Here is a 15,290-nt window from a genome sequence, read left to right on the forward strand (position 1 = left end):
CTCAATGAAAATCCGCAGGAAATATGAACCGTGTGGATGTTTGGTGCAATCGACGTTTACTCATCGATCTATTCCATTTAGTAATGGATCATGACCTCGATATCACGTCGCCTGCTTCCCTCCACGAGCGCGCTCGCCGCCTTTGATGCGGTTGCGCGGCACGAGAGTTTTTCTGCTGCTGCCGAGGAATTATCGCTGACACAAGGCGCAGTGAGCCGGCAGATTGCAACACTTGAAGAACAGCTCGGGACCGCGCTTTTTGATCGCACCAGCCGTCACGTGGTTCTATCCGATGCGGGGCGCGTCTATCTGAAGGCTGTAGGGCCAGCGCTTGCGTCCATCCGTGCCGCTTCGCTGCAGGTCATGTCGCAGATGCGCGGCACCACGCTCAATCTGGCTTTCCTGCCGACATTCGGGACACGTTGGCTGATACCGCGCATACCGCGCTTCGTGGCGAAATACCCGGATATCATCCTCAATTTTGCGACACGCATCGGGCAATTCGATTTTGATCGCGAGGGCCTGGATGCTGCGATCCACATCGGCCAGTCGGACTGGCCCAACGCCGACAGCATTTTTCTAATGGATGAAACCGTCGCACCGGTCTGCAGCCCTGTTTTTCTTCAACAGAATCCGGTTCGCGCGCCGGTCGATCTTCTACCGCTTCCCTTGTTCAATATGGCCTCCCGTCCCGGCGCATGGGATCATTGGTTCAAAAGCCTCGACATGGCAGCGCCCGCTTCTCCAGGCATGCGCTTCGAGCAGTTTTCAAATGTCTCGCAGGCCTGCGTTGCCGGTCTCGGTGTTGCTTTGATGCCCTTGTTCCTCATCCGCGCCGAGATCGAGAGCGGCCAGCTTGTCGTCGCCTGTCCGCATACGGTCAAAAGCCCGAGCAGCTATTATTTTGTGACGCCGAAGGCTCGTTCGCACACTCCGGCGGTCTCGGCCTTCCGTGATTGGCTGCTGACTGAGATCAAATATGAAAGCGAAGGTCAACCGGCCACGAAACCAGCATAACCATCGTCCAGTGTCTTGCTCAGGATCGCCGAATAGTCGGCAAAGGATCGGTCACCGGACCGGACACGCCCGAATGATGGATCGGCAAACAGCTTCATCGGAACGAGCGCAAGCGGCGTCGCGACGGGGGTTAGATGGGCACCCTGCCCGGCCCGCAATGTCGTCAGGATGCCGAACATTTCGCCTGTGATGCTTGGGCGGGAAAGCACGGCCATGCGGTACTGGCCGGATGTATTCGTCACCAGATAGATGTGCCCCGAAAGATGTGGGACGGAAACCGCACCCTGTTGCGAGAACGAGACGTCGGAACGTTCCCGTTCGCGAAAACTGAGATGGCCGGTATCGAAATCCCAGCCAATTTCCGTGATGTAAGTGAAGATAGCTTTGTCCTCGCCAAAGGATGGGCGCAAGGTCAGGTAATTGCCTTCAAGCCATGATACCGAGGCGCGTGAATAGGCTCCCAGCCCCTCCGCTGCATGACCGTTGCCATTGTTGGTGGGATGGCCGGGCGCTTCATTCTCCTGCTCTCGCAACGCGACACCCATAGCCTGTTCGAGCCGGATGATCGTCGCCAGCGTGAACGGCCTGTGTCCCGACAGCGCCTTTTCCAAGGTTGAAAGGCTGATCCGGGCCTCATCGGCCAGAAGCTGGCGTGAAATACGTCGCCGGGCGATTTCCTCACGAACCCGTATCGCGACACGGGTATTGATCTGGTCGGGCAAATGGGAGTCCTGATCGGACATGGTTCATCCTGAATTGCGTACTTTTCTTCACAATTCCACACATATGCGTAACCGGCAAGGTGGATTGCGGAAAGTGGCGGCTGAAACTTGGCAAAGCTTACGCTGGAGTGGAAACACCGCATCCAGCGACAATGTCTCCAGTTCTTCGAGGTGAACAAGGAGCATGTCATGTCACCCGCGATAAGCCTTTCAAATCAGCGTATTAAAGGCAGGGCTCTCTCTCGCTTCTGCTCATTCGTCTGGTTCTGCAACATGGCGCTACTGCCTGCGCTGGCCGTCATCTTCTGTCTCTTGCAGATCGCTCATGCCCGTGCCGAAGTGCCCGCTTTGGTCACTCCGAACGAGGTTCAGTCCGGCAGTCTTCTTCTTGAGACAAACGATGCCGGGCGTTATGTCGAAGCACCCCGGCTTGCAACCGATGTCAATCTCGACGTGAGCGGCCCGACGGCGCGAGCCCGGCTGACGCAGGCATTCGAGAACCCGACGGACGGTTTCGTTGAAGCCTTGTATGTTTTCCCATTACCGGAAGACAGCGCTGTCTATTCGCTGAAAATGGTCATCGGTGATCGCGTGATCATCGCTGACGTCAAGGAGAAACAGGCGGCGCGCGAGATATATGAACAGGCGAAAAGCGAAGGGAAAAAGGCCACGCTGATCGAACAGCAGCGACCAAATGTGTTTACCAATGCGATCGCCAATATCGGTCCGCACGAGAAAGTCGTCATTCAGATCGAGTATCAGCAGGCCGTGCGTCTTTCCGATGGCCGTTTCTCGCTGCGTGTGCCTTTGGTCGTCGCGCCGCGTTACAATCCCGACAATGCCTCCCCCGTTGTCCAGGATGTCGAAATGAAAAACGGTTGGGGCAAGTCGAACGATACTGGCAATCCTGATACTTACAATGCGCCGCTTGTGACGCCTTTGACGCCACCGGCTGCCCTGCGAACCAATCCCGTGACCATCTCAGTCGATCTGAAGGCCGGCTTCCCTCTTGGAAAGGTTGAAAGCCTTTACCACAAGGTCAGGATTGATACGACGAACGACACGACACGAGAAATCACGCTGGATGGAACGGCGGCTGCAGATCGCGACTTCGTTCTGGAATGGAGCGCTGTCGCAACCGATACGCCGCAAGTCGGCCTGTTCCGTGAGCATATCGGTAAAGACGATTATGTGCTTGCCTATGTCACCCCGCCAACGCTTGCGACCACCCGAAATGCGAAGCGCGAGATCATTTTCGTGATCGACAATTCAGGATCAATGGGCGGCACCTCCATTGAACAGGCGAAGGCCAGTCTGGACTATGCCTTGTCACGTCTTCAGCCCGGTGATCGCTTCAACGTGATCCGCTTTGACGACACATTGACCAAGTTCTTCGAGGACACAGTCGATGCCAATCAGCAGAATATCGCGTCCGCCCGCGGTTTCGTAACGAGCCTTGAAGCACAAGGCGGAACGGAAATGCTGCCTGCCCTTCACGCTGCACTTGATGACAGCAATCAGGGCAATGGGTTGCGCCAGATCGTATTCCTGACTGATGGTGAAATCAGCAATGAGCAGCAATTGTTCGATGCCATCGCAGCCCGCCGTGGACGTTCGCGTATTTTCATGGTCGGCATCGGCTCTGCCCCGAATTCCTATCTGATGAACCGTGCAGCGGAACTCGGACGTGGAACCTTCACGCATATCGGATCGGCGGCTGAAGTGGATGAACGTATGCGGGCACTTTTCGACAAGCTTGAAAACCCGGCTGTTACCGATCTGAAGGCCAATTTCTCGGAAAAGAATGTAAGCATGACGCCTTCCCTTCTGCCCGATCTCTATCGTGGCGAACCGCTTGTCATCGCAGCGCGAATGGGCAAGGCGACTGGAAACCTTGTTATTGAAGGCCAGATTGATGGCCGTCCCTGGACAGTCAATCTGCCGCTCGAGCAGGCAATGAATGCTGAAGGCATTTCAAAATTGTGGGCACGTCGCAAGATTGACGATGCGGAAGTGGAACTTACCCTTGGCAAGATTACTCAGGACGCAGCCGATGCGCGCATTCTTCGCCTCGCACTGGAACATCATCTGGTCAGTCGGCTGACGAGCCTCGTGGCTGTTGAAAAAACACCGTCGCGACCGGCAAATGCGCCACTGACCCGCGCCGATATTCCACTGCAACTGCCTGCCGGTTGGGATTATGACGCACTTTTCGGCATTCGCGCGGATCGCAACGTGAACGATCACGCCAGCATGAAATCGGACGAGCAGAGCGATAATGTTCGCGTCCGCAAAAGCCCTGCCTCGCCGTCGTCCCCGACGCCATCCATCCCTTTGCCGCAAACGGCAACGCCAGCGACACTGCTGCTCATGCAGGGCTTGGGTTTGATGCTGGTTGGCTTGTTCGTCTTCTGGTTCTTCCGCCGCAAGGAGAATGTGTGATGTTCACCAATCCAGTTGTAACCGGGAGCGCGCTGAGGCGCTCCCTTCTTCCAGGGGTAGGCATTGCCTTGATCGTGTTCGGTCTGGCAATTGCAGGTCAGGGCATTTGGATACATGCCAAGGCGTTTGCAGCGCAAATTCTGCTTGAAAGGGCATTTGCGGAAAGTGTCGAAACTGGTGTTCCGGTCAAGCCCTGGATCTGGGCCGATACATGGCCGGTTGCCCGTATCGAGGCCCCTCGCCTCGGTGAATCGGCTGTCGCTCTGAAAGGTGTCAGCGGACAGGCACTGGCTTTTGGCCCCGGTCATCTCGAAAATACGGCGATGGCTGGCGAACGGGGAACAGCCGTATATGCCGCGCATCGCGATACGCATTTCGCATTTCTGAAAAATATCGAAAAGAACGACCAGATCGTCGTCACCCGGAGTGACGGGAAGAGCGTTTCCTATCGCGTCAGCCATATGGCTGTCGCACGTTGGGACGACGCGAGCATCGTTCCAGATAGCGAGGGCCGCCACCTCGTGCTGGCGACTTGCTACCCATTCGACGCCATTACAACGGGGCCGCTTCGCTATCTGGTCTATGCAGATATGGAGATCGGTCGGTCAGGCGACTGACTGGCCGATTGATCGACTTGCGATTTCATATGAATGTAGGCGTTTTTTGTGGTCATGGATCATGCCGGTCAGCATCAATTCATCAGCGCCAGTGCTCTCCGCAAAGGCTTTGATGCCCTTGGCCACAGTGTCAGGTCCACCAACCACACGGCATGACAGCATCTGGCGAACGAGCGCCTGAGCAGATGGGTCGAGCCGCTCCATATAGCCTTCGACAGGAGCCGGCAGCTTGCCCGGTCGACCGCTGCGAAGATTGACGAAGGCCTGCAATTGTGACGTGAAAAGATAGTTGGCCTCTTCGTCCGTATCAGCCGCAATTACGTTGAGGCCCAGCATCACATAAGGCTTCTGCATATATTCCGATGGTTCGAACCGTTCGCGATAAAGGGCGATGGCGCGTTCCATTTCCGCAGGCGCGAAATGCGAGGCAAATGCGTAGGGCAGCCCCAGCATGGCGGCAAGTTGCGCGCCGAACAGGCTGGAACCAAGAATCCAGACAGGCACATTCAACCCCTCGCCCGGCACTGCACGCACGCGCTGGCCGGGTTCCGCCGGTTTGAAATAATTCAGCAACTCGACCACATCCTGCGGAAAGGCATTGGCATCGCTGTCGAGATTGCGGCGAAGCGCATGAGCGGTAATCTGGTCGGTACCCGGAGCCCGCCCAAGACCGAGATCAATGCGGCCCGGAAACAGGGAAGCAAGCGTGCCGAACTGTTCGGCAATGACCAGAGGTGAATGATTGGGCAGCATGACGCCGCCCGCGCCGACGCGGATTGTCGAGGTTCCGTTGGCAACATAGCCGATCACCACAGATGTGGCAGCGCTGGCGATGCCTGGCATATTGTGGTGTTCGGCAAGCCAGTAACGGTGGAAGCCGAGCCGTTCGGCTAGTTGCGCAAGTTCCAGCGTGTTGTGCAGCGACTGTGCTGCATCATTACCTTCGGGAACGGGCGAAAGATCGAGAACGGATAAGGGTATCATACTGGCTCATATGGGTTGGAACGCGGCATTCGCAACGTTAGAAAGTAAAAAAGGGCGACCTATTTCTAGGCCGCCCTTTGTCATTGGTTCAACGCAAGTTTCAGTGATGTTGCGTCGAAACCGCTCCGGTCGGTTTGCTGCCCTCTTCCGGCGACGCAACATATTCGCCTTCCACATCCTTCTTGGCGATGAAGGTATAGAACATCGGCACCACGAACAGCGTGAAGATCGTGCCGATCACGATGCCGGTGAAGATCACCAGACCCATGGAATAGCGAGCCGCCGCACCGGCCCCGGTCGCGATGATCAGGGGTACGACACCAAGCGCCATCGCCGCCGTGGTCATCAAGATCGGGCGCAGGCGGGTTTCAGCCGCGACGATGATCGCGTCCCGGCGGGAAAGACCATGTAGACGGCGTTGCTGATTGGCGAATTCCACCATCAGAATACCGTGCTTGGTAATCAGCCCGACAAGGGTGATGAGGCCAACCTGTGTATAGATGTTGAGCGTGCCAAGACCGATATTCAGCGGCACAATGGCGCCAAAGATCGACAGCGGAACCGACATCATGATGATGAACGGATCGCGGAAGCTTTCGAACTGTGCCGCAAGCACGAGATAGATCACGATAACGGCGAGGCCGAAGGCGATCAGGATCGTGTTGCCTTGCTCTACTTCCAGACGCGACTGGCCGGAATAATCCAGGAAGAAGCCTTCCGGCATCTTGGATTTGGCCAGATCGACCAGAGTTTGCAGGCCCTGCCCGGTCGTAACACCCGGCAGAGGCAGAGCCGAAATCGTCGCGGAGTTTAGCTGGTTGAACTGCTCGATTGCCGCAGGCGATGCGTTCTGGTTGATCGTGATGACCGAAGATAGCGGGATCATCGAGCCGGAAACACTGCGTACATAGAAGTCACCGAGCTTTTCCGGGTTCGAACGATAGCTATCTGGCACCTGCGTGATGATGTCATAGCTGTTCGAATCGCGGTCGAACTTGGCGACAGATGCGCCGCCGGTCAGAAGACCAAGTGTCGAACCGATATCGCTGATCTGCACGCCCAGCGTCGCCGCGCGGTCGCGATCGATAGTGATCGTGATCTGCGGTGCGTTGAAGGAGAGCGAGTTCTGCACAATGATGTACTGGCCGGAAGCCTGTGCTTCGTTCTTGATTTCTTCAGCCAGTGCGAAGACCTGATCGGCCGGGCCGGTCGATTGCAGCGCAATCGAGATCGGCAGACCGCCGCCCGTGCCCGGCAGGGACGGAGGCGCGAAGATGAATGCCTGCACACCTGCGACCTTGGAAATACGCGCAGTCAGGTCTTCCTGAATCTGCTTCTGCGAGCGGCTACGCTCGTTCCAGTCCTTCAGAACCCACAGCGCGATACCCGATGTCGTGCCACCGTCCATACCGACGATCTGGAAGCGGGTCTTCAGTTCCGGAAGATCCTTGGTCAGTTCGTCGATCTGTTCGGCATAGAGATTGGTATAGGCCGAGGTTGCATATTGCGGAGCCTGGAACATCGAGAACAGCGCGCCGGAATCTTCTTCCGGTGCCAGTTCGCTCGACGTGTTCATGAACAGGAATCCCGTCAGTCCCATCAACGCTATAACGATCATCAGCGTGATGCCGCGATAGTTGAGCGAGTTGGACACGCGACGGTGATACCACTTCTCGAAACGGGAGAAGGTCCGGTCGATGAACTTCTGGAACCGCGTCTGATCGCCATGCTTGAGCATGCGCGCGCACATCATCGGCGAAACCGTCAATGCGGCAATACCAGAAATGATAACGGCACCGGCCAGCGTGAAGGCGAATTCGCGGAACAGCGCGCCCGTCAGGCCGCCTGTGAAACCGAGCGGCGCGAACACCGCCGCCAGCGTGATCGTCATGGCGATGATCGAGCCGGTGATTTCCTTCATGCCCTTGAACGCGGCATCCATGGGCTTGAGGCCCTCTTCGATATGCCGGTGAATGTTCTCCAGAACCACGATGGCGTCATCGACCACAAGGCCGATGGCGAGAACCATAGCAAGCAGCGACAACAGATTGATCGAGAATCCGAGCACATAAAGAAAGAAACACACGCCGATCAACGAGATCGGAATTGTGACAATCGGAATCAGCACCGACCGGAACGAGCCGAGGAAGACGATGATAACCAGAATGACGATGGCGACGGCTTCGCCGATGGTCGTGAAGACTTCCTTGATCGACGAGCTGATCTGCTCGGTCGCGTCGTAAACGAGAACGAGCGACATGCCTTCCGGCAACGACGCCTGGATCGACGGCAGTTCCTTGCGAACCGCAGCCGCCATATCGATGGGGTTTGCTGCCGGAGTCGGGAAGACGCCGAGGAACGTACCCGCCGAGCCGTTGAAGGAAACGATGGTGTCCGTGCTTTTCGCCGCCAGTTCTACCCGTGCGACGTCACGCAGACGAACCACGTCGTCACCCGATGCCTTGATCGGCATGGCGCCGAAGGCTTCCGGGGTCTGCAAGGTCGACTTCAGAGTGATCGAAGACGCCACATATTCGTTCTTCGTCGTGCCGGGTGCCGACAGGAAGTTGGAGGCCTTGATTGCCGCCAGAACTTCCGGCGCCGTGATCTGGCGGGCCGCGAGCTGGATCGGATCGAGCCAAACGCGCATAGAATAGACCTGACCGCCCAGAATTTCAGCCTTTGCAACACCCTGGATGGTGGACATGCGCGGCTGGATAACGCGCTCCAGATATTCGGTGATCTGTTCGCTCGTCATATTCGGGTTCTGCGCTGCCAGATACATGGTAGCGAAGTTCTGGCCCGTTCCCTTGACGATGACTGGATCGTCGGATTCGTCCGGCAAGTCGCCGCGAACCTGATTGACCTTGGCGATGACTTCCGTCAGCGCCGCATCAGGGTTTGCACCGAGTTTCATCTGTACGGTCACTGTGCTCGACGATGGACGGCTTGAGGACGTCACATAGTCGATGTTTTCGGTGGTGGCGACCGCTTCGGCGATCGGCGCGGTAATAAAGCCCTGAATGAGATCAGCGCTCGCACCTGCATAGTTCGTCGTGACTGTGATGACGGTTTCATCGACCTTCGGATATTCGCGCACCGTAAGCTGCGCGATCCCCTGAAGGCCCAACAGGATGATCATCAGGGCGACCACCGTGGCAAGCACGGGGCGCCGGATGAAAATATCGGAAAAGCTCATCGTGATCGCCTATTGCTTGTCAGCCGGCTGGCCGGCTGGAATCGGATTGACGGTGTTGTCGATTTTCACCGGTACGCCAGGCGAAAGCCGGTTCTGACCTGCCGTAATGATGATGTCGCCAGCCTTGAGGCCGCTTGTAATCTCGACGATGCCGGAATAACGGCGCCCAAGCTTGATGAAGACCTGCTGTGCGACCTGCTTCTCGCCCTCTTCCGGCTTTGCATCGGCGGCTGGGGCCTTGGCGGCATTTGCGCCTTCCTGCTTCTGTTCCGGGCGGACCGCATAGACATAATCACCATAAAGACTGGAAATGATCGTGGTCTGCGGAAGAGCGATGACGTTGTCTTCTTCCGGCAGCTCCACACGAACCTGCACAAACTGGCCCGGTGTCAGTTCGTGATCCGGGTTCTGCACTTCCGCACGTACCGAGACGAGACGGGTCGTCGGGTCGATCTTCGGGTCGATACCGATGATCGTGCCAGTGAAGTCCAGCGCTTCTGCAGTCGAGCCGACCTTCACGGTCTGTCCGAGCTTGATGGATGACAGCGACTGTTCCGGGACGGTGAAGTCGATACGCATCACATCGGTGCTCTGCAACGTGGCAATGACCGTACCCGGTGTCAGATACTGACCTATATCAACCTTGGAAATGCCAATGACGCCGGAGAATGGAGCCTTGACGGACTTCTGGGCCAGCGTTGCACGCATTTTTTCAACGCGCGCGCTTGCGGCATCGGCGACTGAAGCTGTTGTATCGACATTCGACACAGCACCAACACCGCGCGTGCGCAACGTATCGGCGCGCTTCAGGTTCTGCTGGGCAAGAACGGCTTCAGCTTCAGCGGCTGCGAGGTCCGCCTTCTGAATGCTATCTTCCATCTGAAGCAGCAGGTCGCCTTCCTTGACTTCCTGATTGGCCTTGAAGTTGATCGTCTTCACAAGGCCGTCAAGCTGCACGGTCAGGTCAACGCCATTGAGCGCATTGGCCGTGCCGATGGCTTCCACGCCGGGCTTCCAGACGCCAGGTTCCACCGTGACGGTCGAAACCGTCTGGGCGGGCTGCTGCATGTTGGCGAAAAAGTCTTTGATGGCCTGTGATCGGAACAGGTTAAAGCCAACGAGGCCTCCAACGACGATCACCAGGAATATTATTGCCAGAATAAGGCGCTTGATCATTGCGGATGCACTCCAGATGGCTCCCTGATCGATCAGGGTTGGGGGATTGGCCGCGGCGCCTTCTTTCGCAGTCACGCAAAGGTCGCGCGTATTTTACTTGAATGAAAGTGGCGAATAACTGTACCGTCTGGACGGTATTGTCAACACACGAACTGTCAGGAGACACCAGTAAGTTGCTAACAAAAAAGAAAGTCTCGTCGCGCGAACGTATTTTGCGCGCTGCTACCGAGCTTGCCCGTGAGATCGGACCTGCTCACCTCTCTCTCGATGCCGTAGCAGCCCGCGCGGGGCTTTCAAAAGGCGGGTTGCTTTATTCTTTTCCGACGAAAGCCAAACTGCTCGAAGCAGTCGTAGAAGAATATATGAAAGAGCACGAACACGCCATGGAGGTTCAGGAAACACTCCAAAAAGGCGATAAAAACCGCTTGGCGCGGGCTTTTCTCGATGTTTACCGGGTTCAGGCTGATGACGAGCCGCCCGCTTGCGGCGTGCTTGCAGCGCTGGCCGAAGATCCCGGTTTCATGGTGCCTGTTCGTCAGTATCACCGGGCATTGCTGGACCGTATGATCAAGGATACGACCGACGCGGATACGGCACTGATCGTCTATCTCGCCGTCGCCGGACTTGAATGTTCTAAACTGATGGAATGTGAAATTCTGAACGATGAAGAACAGCGTACCGTTCTCTGTCGTCTGGAAAACATGCTGACAGAAAACTGACAGTTGGAAAGAAAAGGGCGCTATGCGCCCTTTGGTTTAACAGGCTGCGAATCAGAGCGGAGCCATATCGCCCCTCGCCCATCCTTCCGAGGTTTCGGCGGCAAATTCGCCAAAACGCCCATCGGCAATCGATGCGCGAATGCCCTTCATGAGATATTGATAGTAGGCAAGGTTGTTCCAGGTCAGAAGCATCGCACCGAGCGCTTCGCCGGATTTCACCAGATGGTGCAGATAGGCGCGGCTATAGTCGCGCGATGCAGGGCAATCCGAATCCGGATCCAGCGGGCGATGATCATCCGCATGACGCGCATTGCGCAGGTTTACCTTGCCGAAACGGGTGAAGGCAAGACCGTGGCGGCCTGCTCGCGTTGGCATCACGCAATCGAACATATCGATCCCGCGCGCGACCGACTTCAAAATATCGTCCGGCGTACCGACACCCATCAGGTAGCGGGGCTTTTCCGATGGCAGGATCGGGCAGACGACTTCCAGCATGTCGAGCATGACCTGCTGCGGCTCGCCGACCGCAAGCCCGCCGACCGAATAGCCCTTGAGGTCCATTGCCTTCAGCGCTTCTGCGGATTTTTCACGCAGGCGAGCGACATCGCCGCCTTGCACGATGCCGAACATCGCCTTGCCCGGTTGATCGCCGAAAGCGATCTTGCAGCGTTCAGCCCAGCGTAGCGACAATTCCATGGCGCGCTCGGTGTTCTTTTCCGGCGAAGGTAGCGCCACGCATTCATCGAGCTGCATCTGTATATCGGAATCGAGCAGTCCCTGAATCTCGATGGACCGCTCCGGCGTCATTTCATACGCCTTGCCATCGATATGCGAGCGGAATGTCACGCCGTTTTCGTCGAGCTTGCGCAATTGCGCCAGCGACATGACCTGAAACCCACCGGAATCGGTCAGGATCGGCCCCTTCCAGCCGCCGAACTCATGCAAGCCGCCGAGCTTGGCCACGCGCTCCGCACCGGGACGCAGCATCAGGTGATAGGTGTTGCCAAGGATGATATCGGCACCCAGTTCCTTCACCTGGTCCATATACATGGCCTTGACCGTACCGGCCGTACCGACGGGCATGAAGGCAGGCGTACGCACCACGCCGCGCGGCATGGAAATCTCGCCCTGACGAGCCGCACCATCGCGTGCAAGCACCTTGAATTCGAAGTTTTCGCTTGTCTTTAAGTTTTCCAGAGTCATGCGGTGTCTTTAGCTTTGTCAGCTCGCTCTAGCAAGCTGCCGTCACCATAGGAATAAAAGCGATAGCCGTTGTTGATCGCATGATCGTAGGCAGCGTGCATCGTCTCAAAGCCGCTGAAGGCTGATACCAGCATGAACAGCGTCGAGCGTGGCAAATGGAAATTGGTCATCAGCAGGTCGACTGCCCTGAACTTGTAGCCGGGCGTGATAAAGATGTCGGTCGCGCCAGACCATGGGCGGACCATACCGTCCTCGCCCGCAGCACTTTCGATCAAGCGCAGAGATGTCGTGCCGACACAGATGATTCTGCCGCCTCGCTCGTGTACGGCATTGAGCGCATTGGCAGTCCGCTGCGAGACATAACCGATTTCCGAATGCATCTTGTGGTCGGTCGTATCGTCGGCTTTGACCGGCAAAAACGTTCCGGCTCCCACATGCAGCGTTACAAAATGCTCTTCGATGCCTTTGGCCTTGATCTTTTCAAGCAGGTCGGGTGTGAAATGCAATCCGGCAGTGGGGGCAGCAACCGCGCCTTCTTCACGTGCGTAGACCGTCTGGTAGTCCTTCCGGTCGCGTTCGTCTTCAGCCCGCTTCGATGCGATATAGGGTGGCAGCGGAATGTGTCCGACCGATGCAATCGCCTCATCCAGCATGGCGCCCGAAAGATCGAACACGAGCAGCGCTTCGCCTGCATCACCCTTTTCGGCCACGGTGGCGTCAAGCGTGCCGAGAAAGCAGCTTGAACCGGAATGGCCGAAACGGATGCGGTCGCCTTCTTTCACGCGCTTGCCCGGCCGCAAAAATGCTTTCCAGCGATCAGGGCCGGTGCGCATATGCAGCGTGGCGCTGACCTGCGAAATATTGCCTTCACGCTCACGCATGCCTTCAAGCTGCGCAGGTATCACCTTGGTATCGTTGAAAACAAGGGCGTCGCCCGGCTGCAGAATATCCGGCAGTTCGAATACTTGCCGATCTTCGAATGGCTGGCCAGGACGGACGCACAACAGCTTGGCGTGGTCACGCGGCTCCACCGGACGTAGAGCAATGCTCTCTTCCGGCAATTCGAAATCGAAAAGATCAACGCGCATTATGAACCTCTAAAGCATTCCAGCAAAAGTGCGAAGCGGTTTTGCGTTCGGAAATGCGGTAAACAAATTACGGCTCCGGCATGAACCGGAGCCGTAATTTCTCAATGGAATTGGCAGGATCAGACGTCGGCAGCGATACGGGCCGTCACGATCGTATCTGGATCGGCAACAGGCTCACCGCGCTTGATCTTGTCGACATTGTCCATGCCTTCGATAACCTGACCCCAGACGGTGTACTGGCGGTCGAGCCATGGAGCGTCGGTAAAGCAGATGAAGAACTGCGAGTTGGCCGAGTTCGGGTTGGCCGAACGTGCCATTGAAGCCGTGCCGCGCTTGTGCTGCGTGTTGGAGAATTCCGCCTTCAGGTCCGGCTTGTCCGAACCGCCCATGCCGGCGCGCGAACCATTGAAATGAGCGCCACCCGTCTTGCCGAACTTCACGTCGCCGGTCTGGGCCATGAATCCGTCGATCACGCGGTGGAACACAACACCATCATACGCACCTTCGCGAGCCAGTTCCTTGATACGCGCAACATGATCCGGCGCGAGATCCGGGTAGAGTTCCAGGACGACATTGCCCTTGGTGGTTTCAAGAACGAGCGTGTTTTCAGGGTCTTTGTAAGCCATTGGGCCTCTCCTTGTATTTTACTTCTTGTCGGCCTGAAGCGTGGCCTTGATGATTTTGTCGGGGGTTTCCACGGCGCCATTATCGGCTTCGCTTCCCTTCTTTATCTTGTCGACGATATCCATGCCGCTGACAACCTTGCCGACCACAGTGTACTGGCCGTTGAGGAATGCGCCATCCGCAAACATGATGAAGAATTGCGAATTGGCCGAATTCGGGTTCTGGCTGCGGGCCATGCCGACCGTGCCGCGCACGAAGGGTTCCTTCGAGAATTCTGCCGGAATATCCGGGTAGTCCGAACCGCCGGTACCAACGCGCGAGCCATCGAAGCCCTTGTCCATATTGCCGAACTTCACGTCGCCGGTCTGGGCCATGAAGCCCGGAATGACGCGATGGAAGGCAACACCGTTATATGCGCCTTCTCCGACCAGTTTTTCAATCTGGGCAACATGCTTCGGTGCGAGATCGGGGCGAAGCTGGATGGCAACGTCGCCGTCCTTCAGCTTGAGAACCACGGTGTTTTCGGCGTTGGCGGCAGCAGCCGTCTGAACTGCCCCTTGCGACAACGCGAAAAAGGCAACAGCGGCAAGTGCCGAACGAAAGAAAGACATGATCGAAAAACTCCCTGTGGTCAGGATTTGAACTTGGTGTTCAGAGCGGCAGCGACTGCCGCAGGAACAAAGGGCTTTATATCGCCACCCATGGAGGCAATCTGGCGAACCAATGTGGCGGTAATCGTGCGCACTGCCGGGTCTGCCGGGAGGAACACGGTCTGCAATTCCGGCGCCATGGTGCCGTTCATGCCCGCCATCTGCATTTCATAATCGAGATCAGTGCCATCACGCAAACCGCGCACCATCAATTGTGCGGCATGTTTGCGTGCCGCATCGATGACCAACCCATCGAAGGAAATGACGGAAACCCGGCCTGCATCCTTGCCCAATATAGCCCTGGAGCTTTCACCGATGAGCGCCACGCGCTCCTCGAAGGTGAAGAGAGGTTTTTTGCCCGGATGAACGCCGATTGCGACAATAACCTCGTCGGCAAGGCGCAGGGCACCTTTGAGGACATCCATATGGCCATTTGTCACCGGGTCGAAGGAGCCCGCATAAATCGCGATCGTCATTTCTTCCAGCTAGCCTTTTCTGAGGGGATTTTCAACAAGAACCACTACGATAAGAAAACAGAAACCAAGAAACCAAATGAACGCGATATGAACAGCGATTTCACGACAAGTTCACAACCGATTTACCAAAATAGGCGCAAGTTCGGTGCAACCTTTTCGCTTCTGAAGCGTATGTATGTCGAAAGGATAACACGATGATGATCTTTCTTCTGGCATTATCCATGATGGTCGCGATGGCTGCGTCGGCAATCATATTGCTTCTCGACGAGAACGAAGCCAAGCGTCAACGCGTACGTCAGGTGGCATTCGACATCAACAGCTTGCGCAACATGCGTTCGCGCTGAGTCTGAACAGTCGAGTTCACGCATCAGCG

At 56.7% G+C, this 15,290-nt stretch carries 14 protein-coding genes; 5 read left to right on the forward strand and 9 right to left on the reverse strand.

The window, feature by feature from the left end:
- Window positions 1-90: 90 nt before the first annotated feature.
- On the forward strand, window positions 91-1,017 hold the full coding sequence (locus ACYSN1_RS01150) for a LysR family transcriptional regulator (RefSeq protein ID WP_461724064.1): 927 nt from the start codon (window positions 91-93) through the stop codon (window positions 1,015-1,017).
- On the opposite strand, the gene ACYSN1_RS01155 is transcribed toward ACYSN1_RS01150, so the two are convergent.
- Window positions 993-1,760: a helix-turn-helix domain-containing protein gene (locus tag ACYSN1_RS01155; protein ID WP_461724065.1), complete on the reverse strand. Its 768-nt coding sequence runs from the start codon at window positions 1,758-1,760 to the stop codon at window positions 993-995. The two genes, ACYSN1_RS01150 and ACYSN1_RS01155, sit on opposite strands and share 25 nt — an antisense overlap.
- A 168-nt stretch (window positions 1,761-1,928) precedes the next feature.
- Here ACYSN1_RS01155 and ACYSN1_RS01160 point away from each other — a divergent pair, with 168 nt between their 5' ends.
- Together ACYSN1_RS01160 and ACYSN1_RS01165 are read left to right on the forward strand one after the other, a co-directional pair.
- Window positions 1,929-4,181, forward strand: coding sequence for a marine proteobacterial sortase target protein (locus tag ACYSN1_RS01160; RefSeq protein WP_461724066.1), 2,253 nt, complete (start codon window positions 1,929-1,931; stop codon window positions 4,179-4,181).
- Entirely contained in the window at window positions 4,181-4,798 is a 618-nt protein-coding gene (locus ACYSN1_RS01165) for a class GN sortase (protein ID WP_461724067.1), read from the forward strand. Before ACYSN1_RS01160 ends, ACYSN1_RS01165 begins: the two co-directional genes overlap by 1 nt.
- Here the strand turns inward: ACYSN1_RS01165 and ACYSN1_RS01170 are convergent.
- The 3 genes from ACYSN1_RS01170 to ACYSN1_RS01180 all read right to left on the reverse strand — a co-directional run bounded on the left by ACYSN1_RS01170 (window position 4,787) and on the right by ACYSN1_RS01180 (window position 10,157).
- Window positions 4,787-5,782, reverse strand: coding sequence for an LLM class flavin-dependent oxidoreductase (locus ACYSN1_RS01170; protein ID WP_461724068.1), 996 nt, complete (start codon window positions 5,780-5,782; stop codon window positions 4,787-4,789). The genes ACYSN1_RS01165 and ACYSN1_RS01170 overlap by 12 nt on opposite strands.
- A 100-nt stretch (window positions 5,783-5,882) precedes the next feature.
- The gene (locus ACYSN1_RS01175; protein WP_461724069.1) at window positions 5,883-8,981 is read right to left on the reverse strand and encodes an efflux RND transporter permease subunit; all 3,099 of its coding nucleotides are present in this window, start codon (window positions 8,979-8,981) and stop codon (window positions 5,883-5,885) included.
- 9 nt (window positions 8,982-8,990) lie between these two features.
- A complete protein-coding gene (locus ACYSN1_RS01180) occupies window positions 8,991-10,157 on the reverse strand; it encodes an efflux RND transporter periplasmic adaptor subunit (protein WP_461725245.1) in 1,167 nt (388 codons plus the stop codon).
- A 101-nt stretch (window positions 10,158-10,258) separates the two neighbouring features.
- Here ACYSN1_RS01180 and ACYSN1_RS01185 point away from each other — a divergent pair, with 101 nt between their 5' ends.
- Complete coding sequence (locus tag ACYSN1_RS01185) at window positions 10,259-10,876, forward strand: TetR/AcrR family transcriptional regulator (protein ID WP_461724070.1); 618 nt, start codon at window positions 10,259-10,261, stop codon at window positions 10,874-10,876.
- Window positions 10,877-10,927: 51 nt separating this feature from the next.
- On the opposite strand, the gene tgt is transcribed toward ACYSN1_RS01185, so the two are convergent.
- The 5 genes from tgt to coaD all read right to left on the reverse strand — a co-directional run bounded on the left by tgt (window position 10,928) and on the right by coaD (window position 14,917).
- Window positions 10,928-12,079, reverse strand: coding sequence for a tRNA guanosine(34) transglycosylase Tgt (tgt, locus tag ACYSN1_RS01190; RefSeq protein WP_461724071.1), 1,152 nt, complete (start codon window positions 12,077-12,079; stop codon window positions 10,928-10,930).
- Window positions 12,076-13,167: a tRNA preQ1(34) S-adenosylmethionine ribosyltransferase-isomerase QueA gene (gene queA, locus ACYSN1_RS01195; RefSeq protein ID WP_461724072.1), complete on the reverse strand. Its 1,092-nt coding sequence runs from the start codon at window positions 13,165-13,167 to the stop codon at window positions 12,076-12,078. Before queA ends, tgt begins: the two co-directional genes overlap by 4 nt.
- 119 nt (window positions 13,168-13,286) lie before the next feature.
- Window positions 13,287-13,793 (reverse strand): peptidylprolyl isomerase, encoded by a 507-nt coding sequence (locus ACYSN1_RS01200; RefSeq protein ID WP_140019477.1) that lies wholly within the window; start codon window positions 13,791-13,793, stop codon window positions 13,287-13,289.
- A gap of 18 nt (window positions 13,794-13,811) precedes the next feature.
- A complete protein-coding gene (locus tag ACYSN1_RS01205; protein ID WP_461724073.1) occupies window positions 13,812-14,402 on the reverse strand; it encodes a peptidylprolyl isomerase in 591 nt (196 codons plus the stop codon).
- A gap of 20 nt (window positions 14,403-14,422) precedes the next feature.
- Complete coding sequence (coaD, locus tag ACYSN1_RS01210) at window positions 14,423-14,917, reverse strand: pantetheine-phosphate adenylyltransferase (RefSeq protein WP_461724074.1); 495 nt, start codon at window positions 14,915-14,917, stop codon at window positions 14,423-14,425.
- Between the two features lie 194 nt (window positions 14,918-15,111).
- Here coaD and ACYSN1_RS01215 point away from each other — a divergent pair, with 194 nt between their 5' ends.
- Window positions 15,112-15,261, forward strand: a complete 150-nt coding sequence (locus ACYSN1_RS01215) for a hypothetical protein (protein ID WP_168436506.1) — start codon at window positions 15,112-15,114, stop codon at window positions 15,259-15,261.
- Window positions 15,262-15,290: the final 29 nt, after the last annotated feature.

This window comes from Brucella sp. LJL56 (assembly GCF_054871705.1).

What these genes read in the sequence shown, in the direction of transcription:
- tgt (WP_461724071.1), bottom strand. Translation starts at nt 12,079, where the DNA reads ATGACTCTGGAAAACTTAAAGACAAGCGAAAACTTCGAATTCAAGGTG.
- ACYSN1_RS01150 (WP_461724064.1), top strand. Translation starts at nt 91, where the DNA reads ATGACCTCGATATCACGTCGCCTGCTTCCCTCCACGAGCGCGCTCGCC.
- ACYSN1_RS01165 (WP_461724067.1), top strand. Translation starts at nt 4,181, where the DNA reads ATGTTCACCAATCCAGTTGTAACCGGGAGCGCGCTGAGGCGCTCCCTT.
- ACYSN1_RS01180 (WP_461725245.1), bottom strand. Translation starts at nt 10,157, where the DNA reads ATGATCAAGCGCCTTATTCTGGCAATAATATTCCTGGTGATCGTCGTT.
- ACYSN1_RS01160 (WP_461724066.1), top strand. Translation starts at nt 1,929, where the DNA reads ATGTCACCCGCGATAAGCCTTTCAAATCAGCGTATTAAAGGCAGGGCT.
- ACYSN1_RS01205 (WP_461724073.1), bottom strand. Translation starts at nt 14,402, where the DNA reads ATGTCTTTCTTTCGTTCGGCACTTGCCGCTGTTGCCTTTTTCGCGTTG.
- ACYSN1_RS01200 (WP_140019477.1), bottom strand. Translation starts at nt 13,793, where the DNA reads ATGGCTTACAAAGACCCTGAAAACACGCTCGTTCTTGAAACCACCAAG.
- ACYSN1_RS01170 (WP_461724068.1), bottom strand. Translation starts at nt 5,782, where the DNA reads ATGATACCCTTATCCGTTCTCGATCTTTCGCCCGTTCCCGAAGGTAAT.
- queA (WP_461724072.1), bottom strand. Translation starts at nt 13,167, where the DNA reads ATGCGCGTTGATCTTTTCGATTTCGAATTGCCGGAAGAGAGCATTGCT.
- ACYSN1_RS01175 (WP_461724069.1), bottom strand. Translation starts at nt 8,981, where the DNA reads ATGAGCTTTTCCGATATTTTCATCCGGCGCCCCGTGCTTGCCACGGTG.
- ACYSN1_RS01155 (WP_461724065.1), bottom strand. Translation starts at nt 1,760, where the DNA reads ATGTCCGATCAGGACTCCCATTTGCCCGACCAGATCAATACCCGTGTC.
- ACYSN1_RS01185 (WP_461724070.1), top strand. Translation starts at nt 10,259, where the DNA reads ATGAAAGTGGCGAATAACTGTACCGTCTGGACGGTATTGTCAACACAC.
- ACYSN1_RS01215 (WP_168436506.1), top strand. Translation starts at nt 15,112, where the DNA reads ATGATGATCTTTCTTCTGGCATTATCCATGATGGTCGCGATGGCTGCG.
- coaD (WP_461724074.1), bottom strand. Translation starts at nt 14,917, where the DNA reads ATGACGATCGCGATTTATGCGGGCTCCTTCGACCCGGTGACAAATGGC.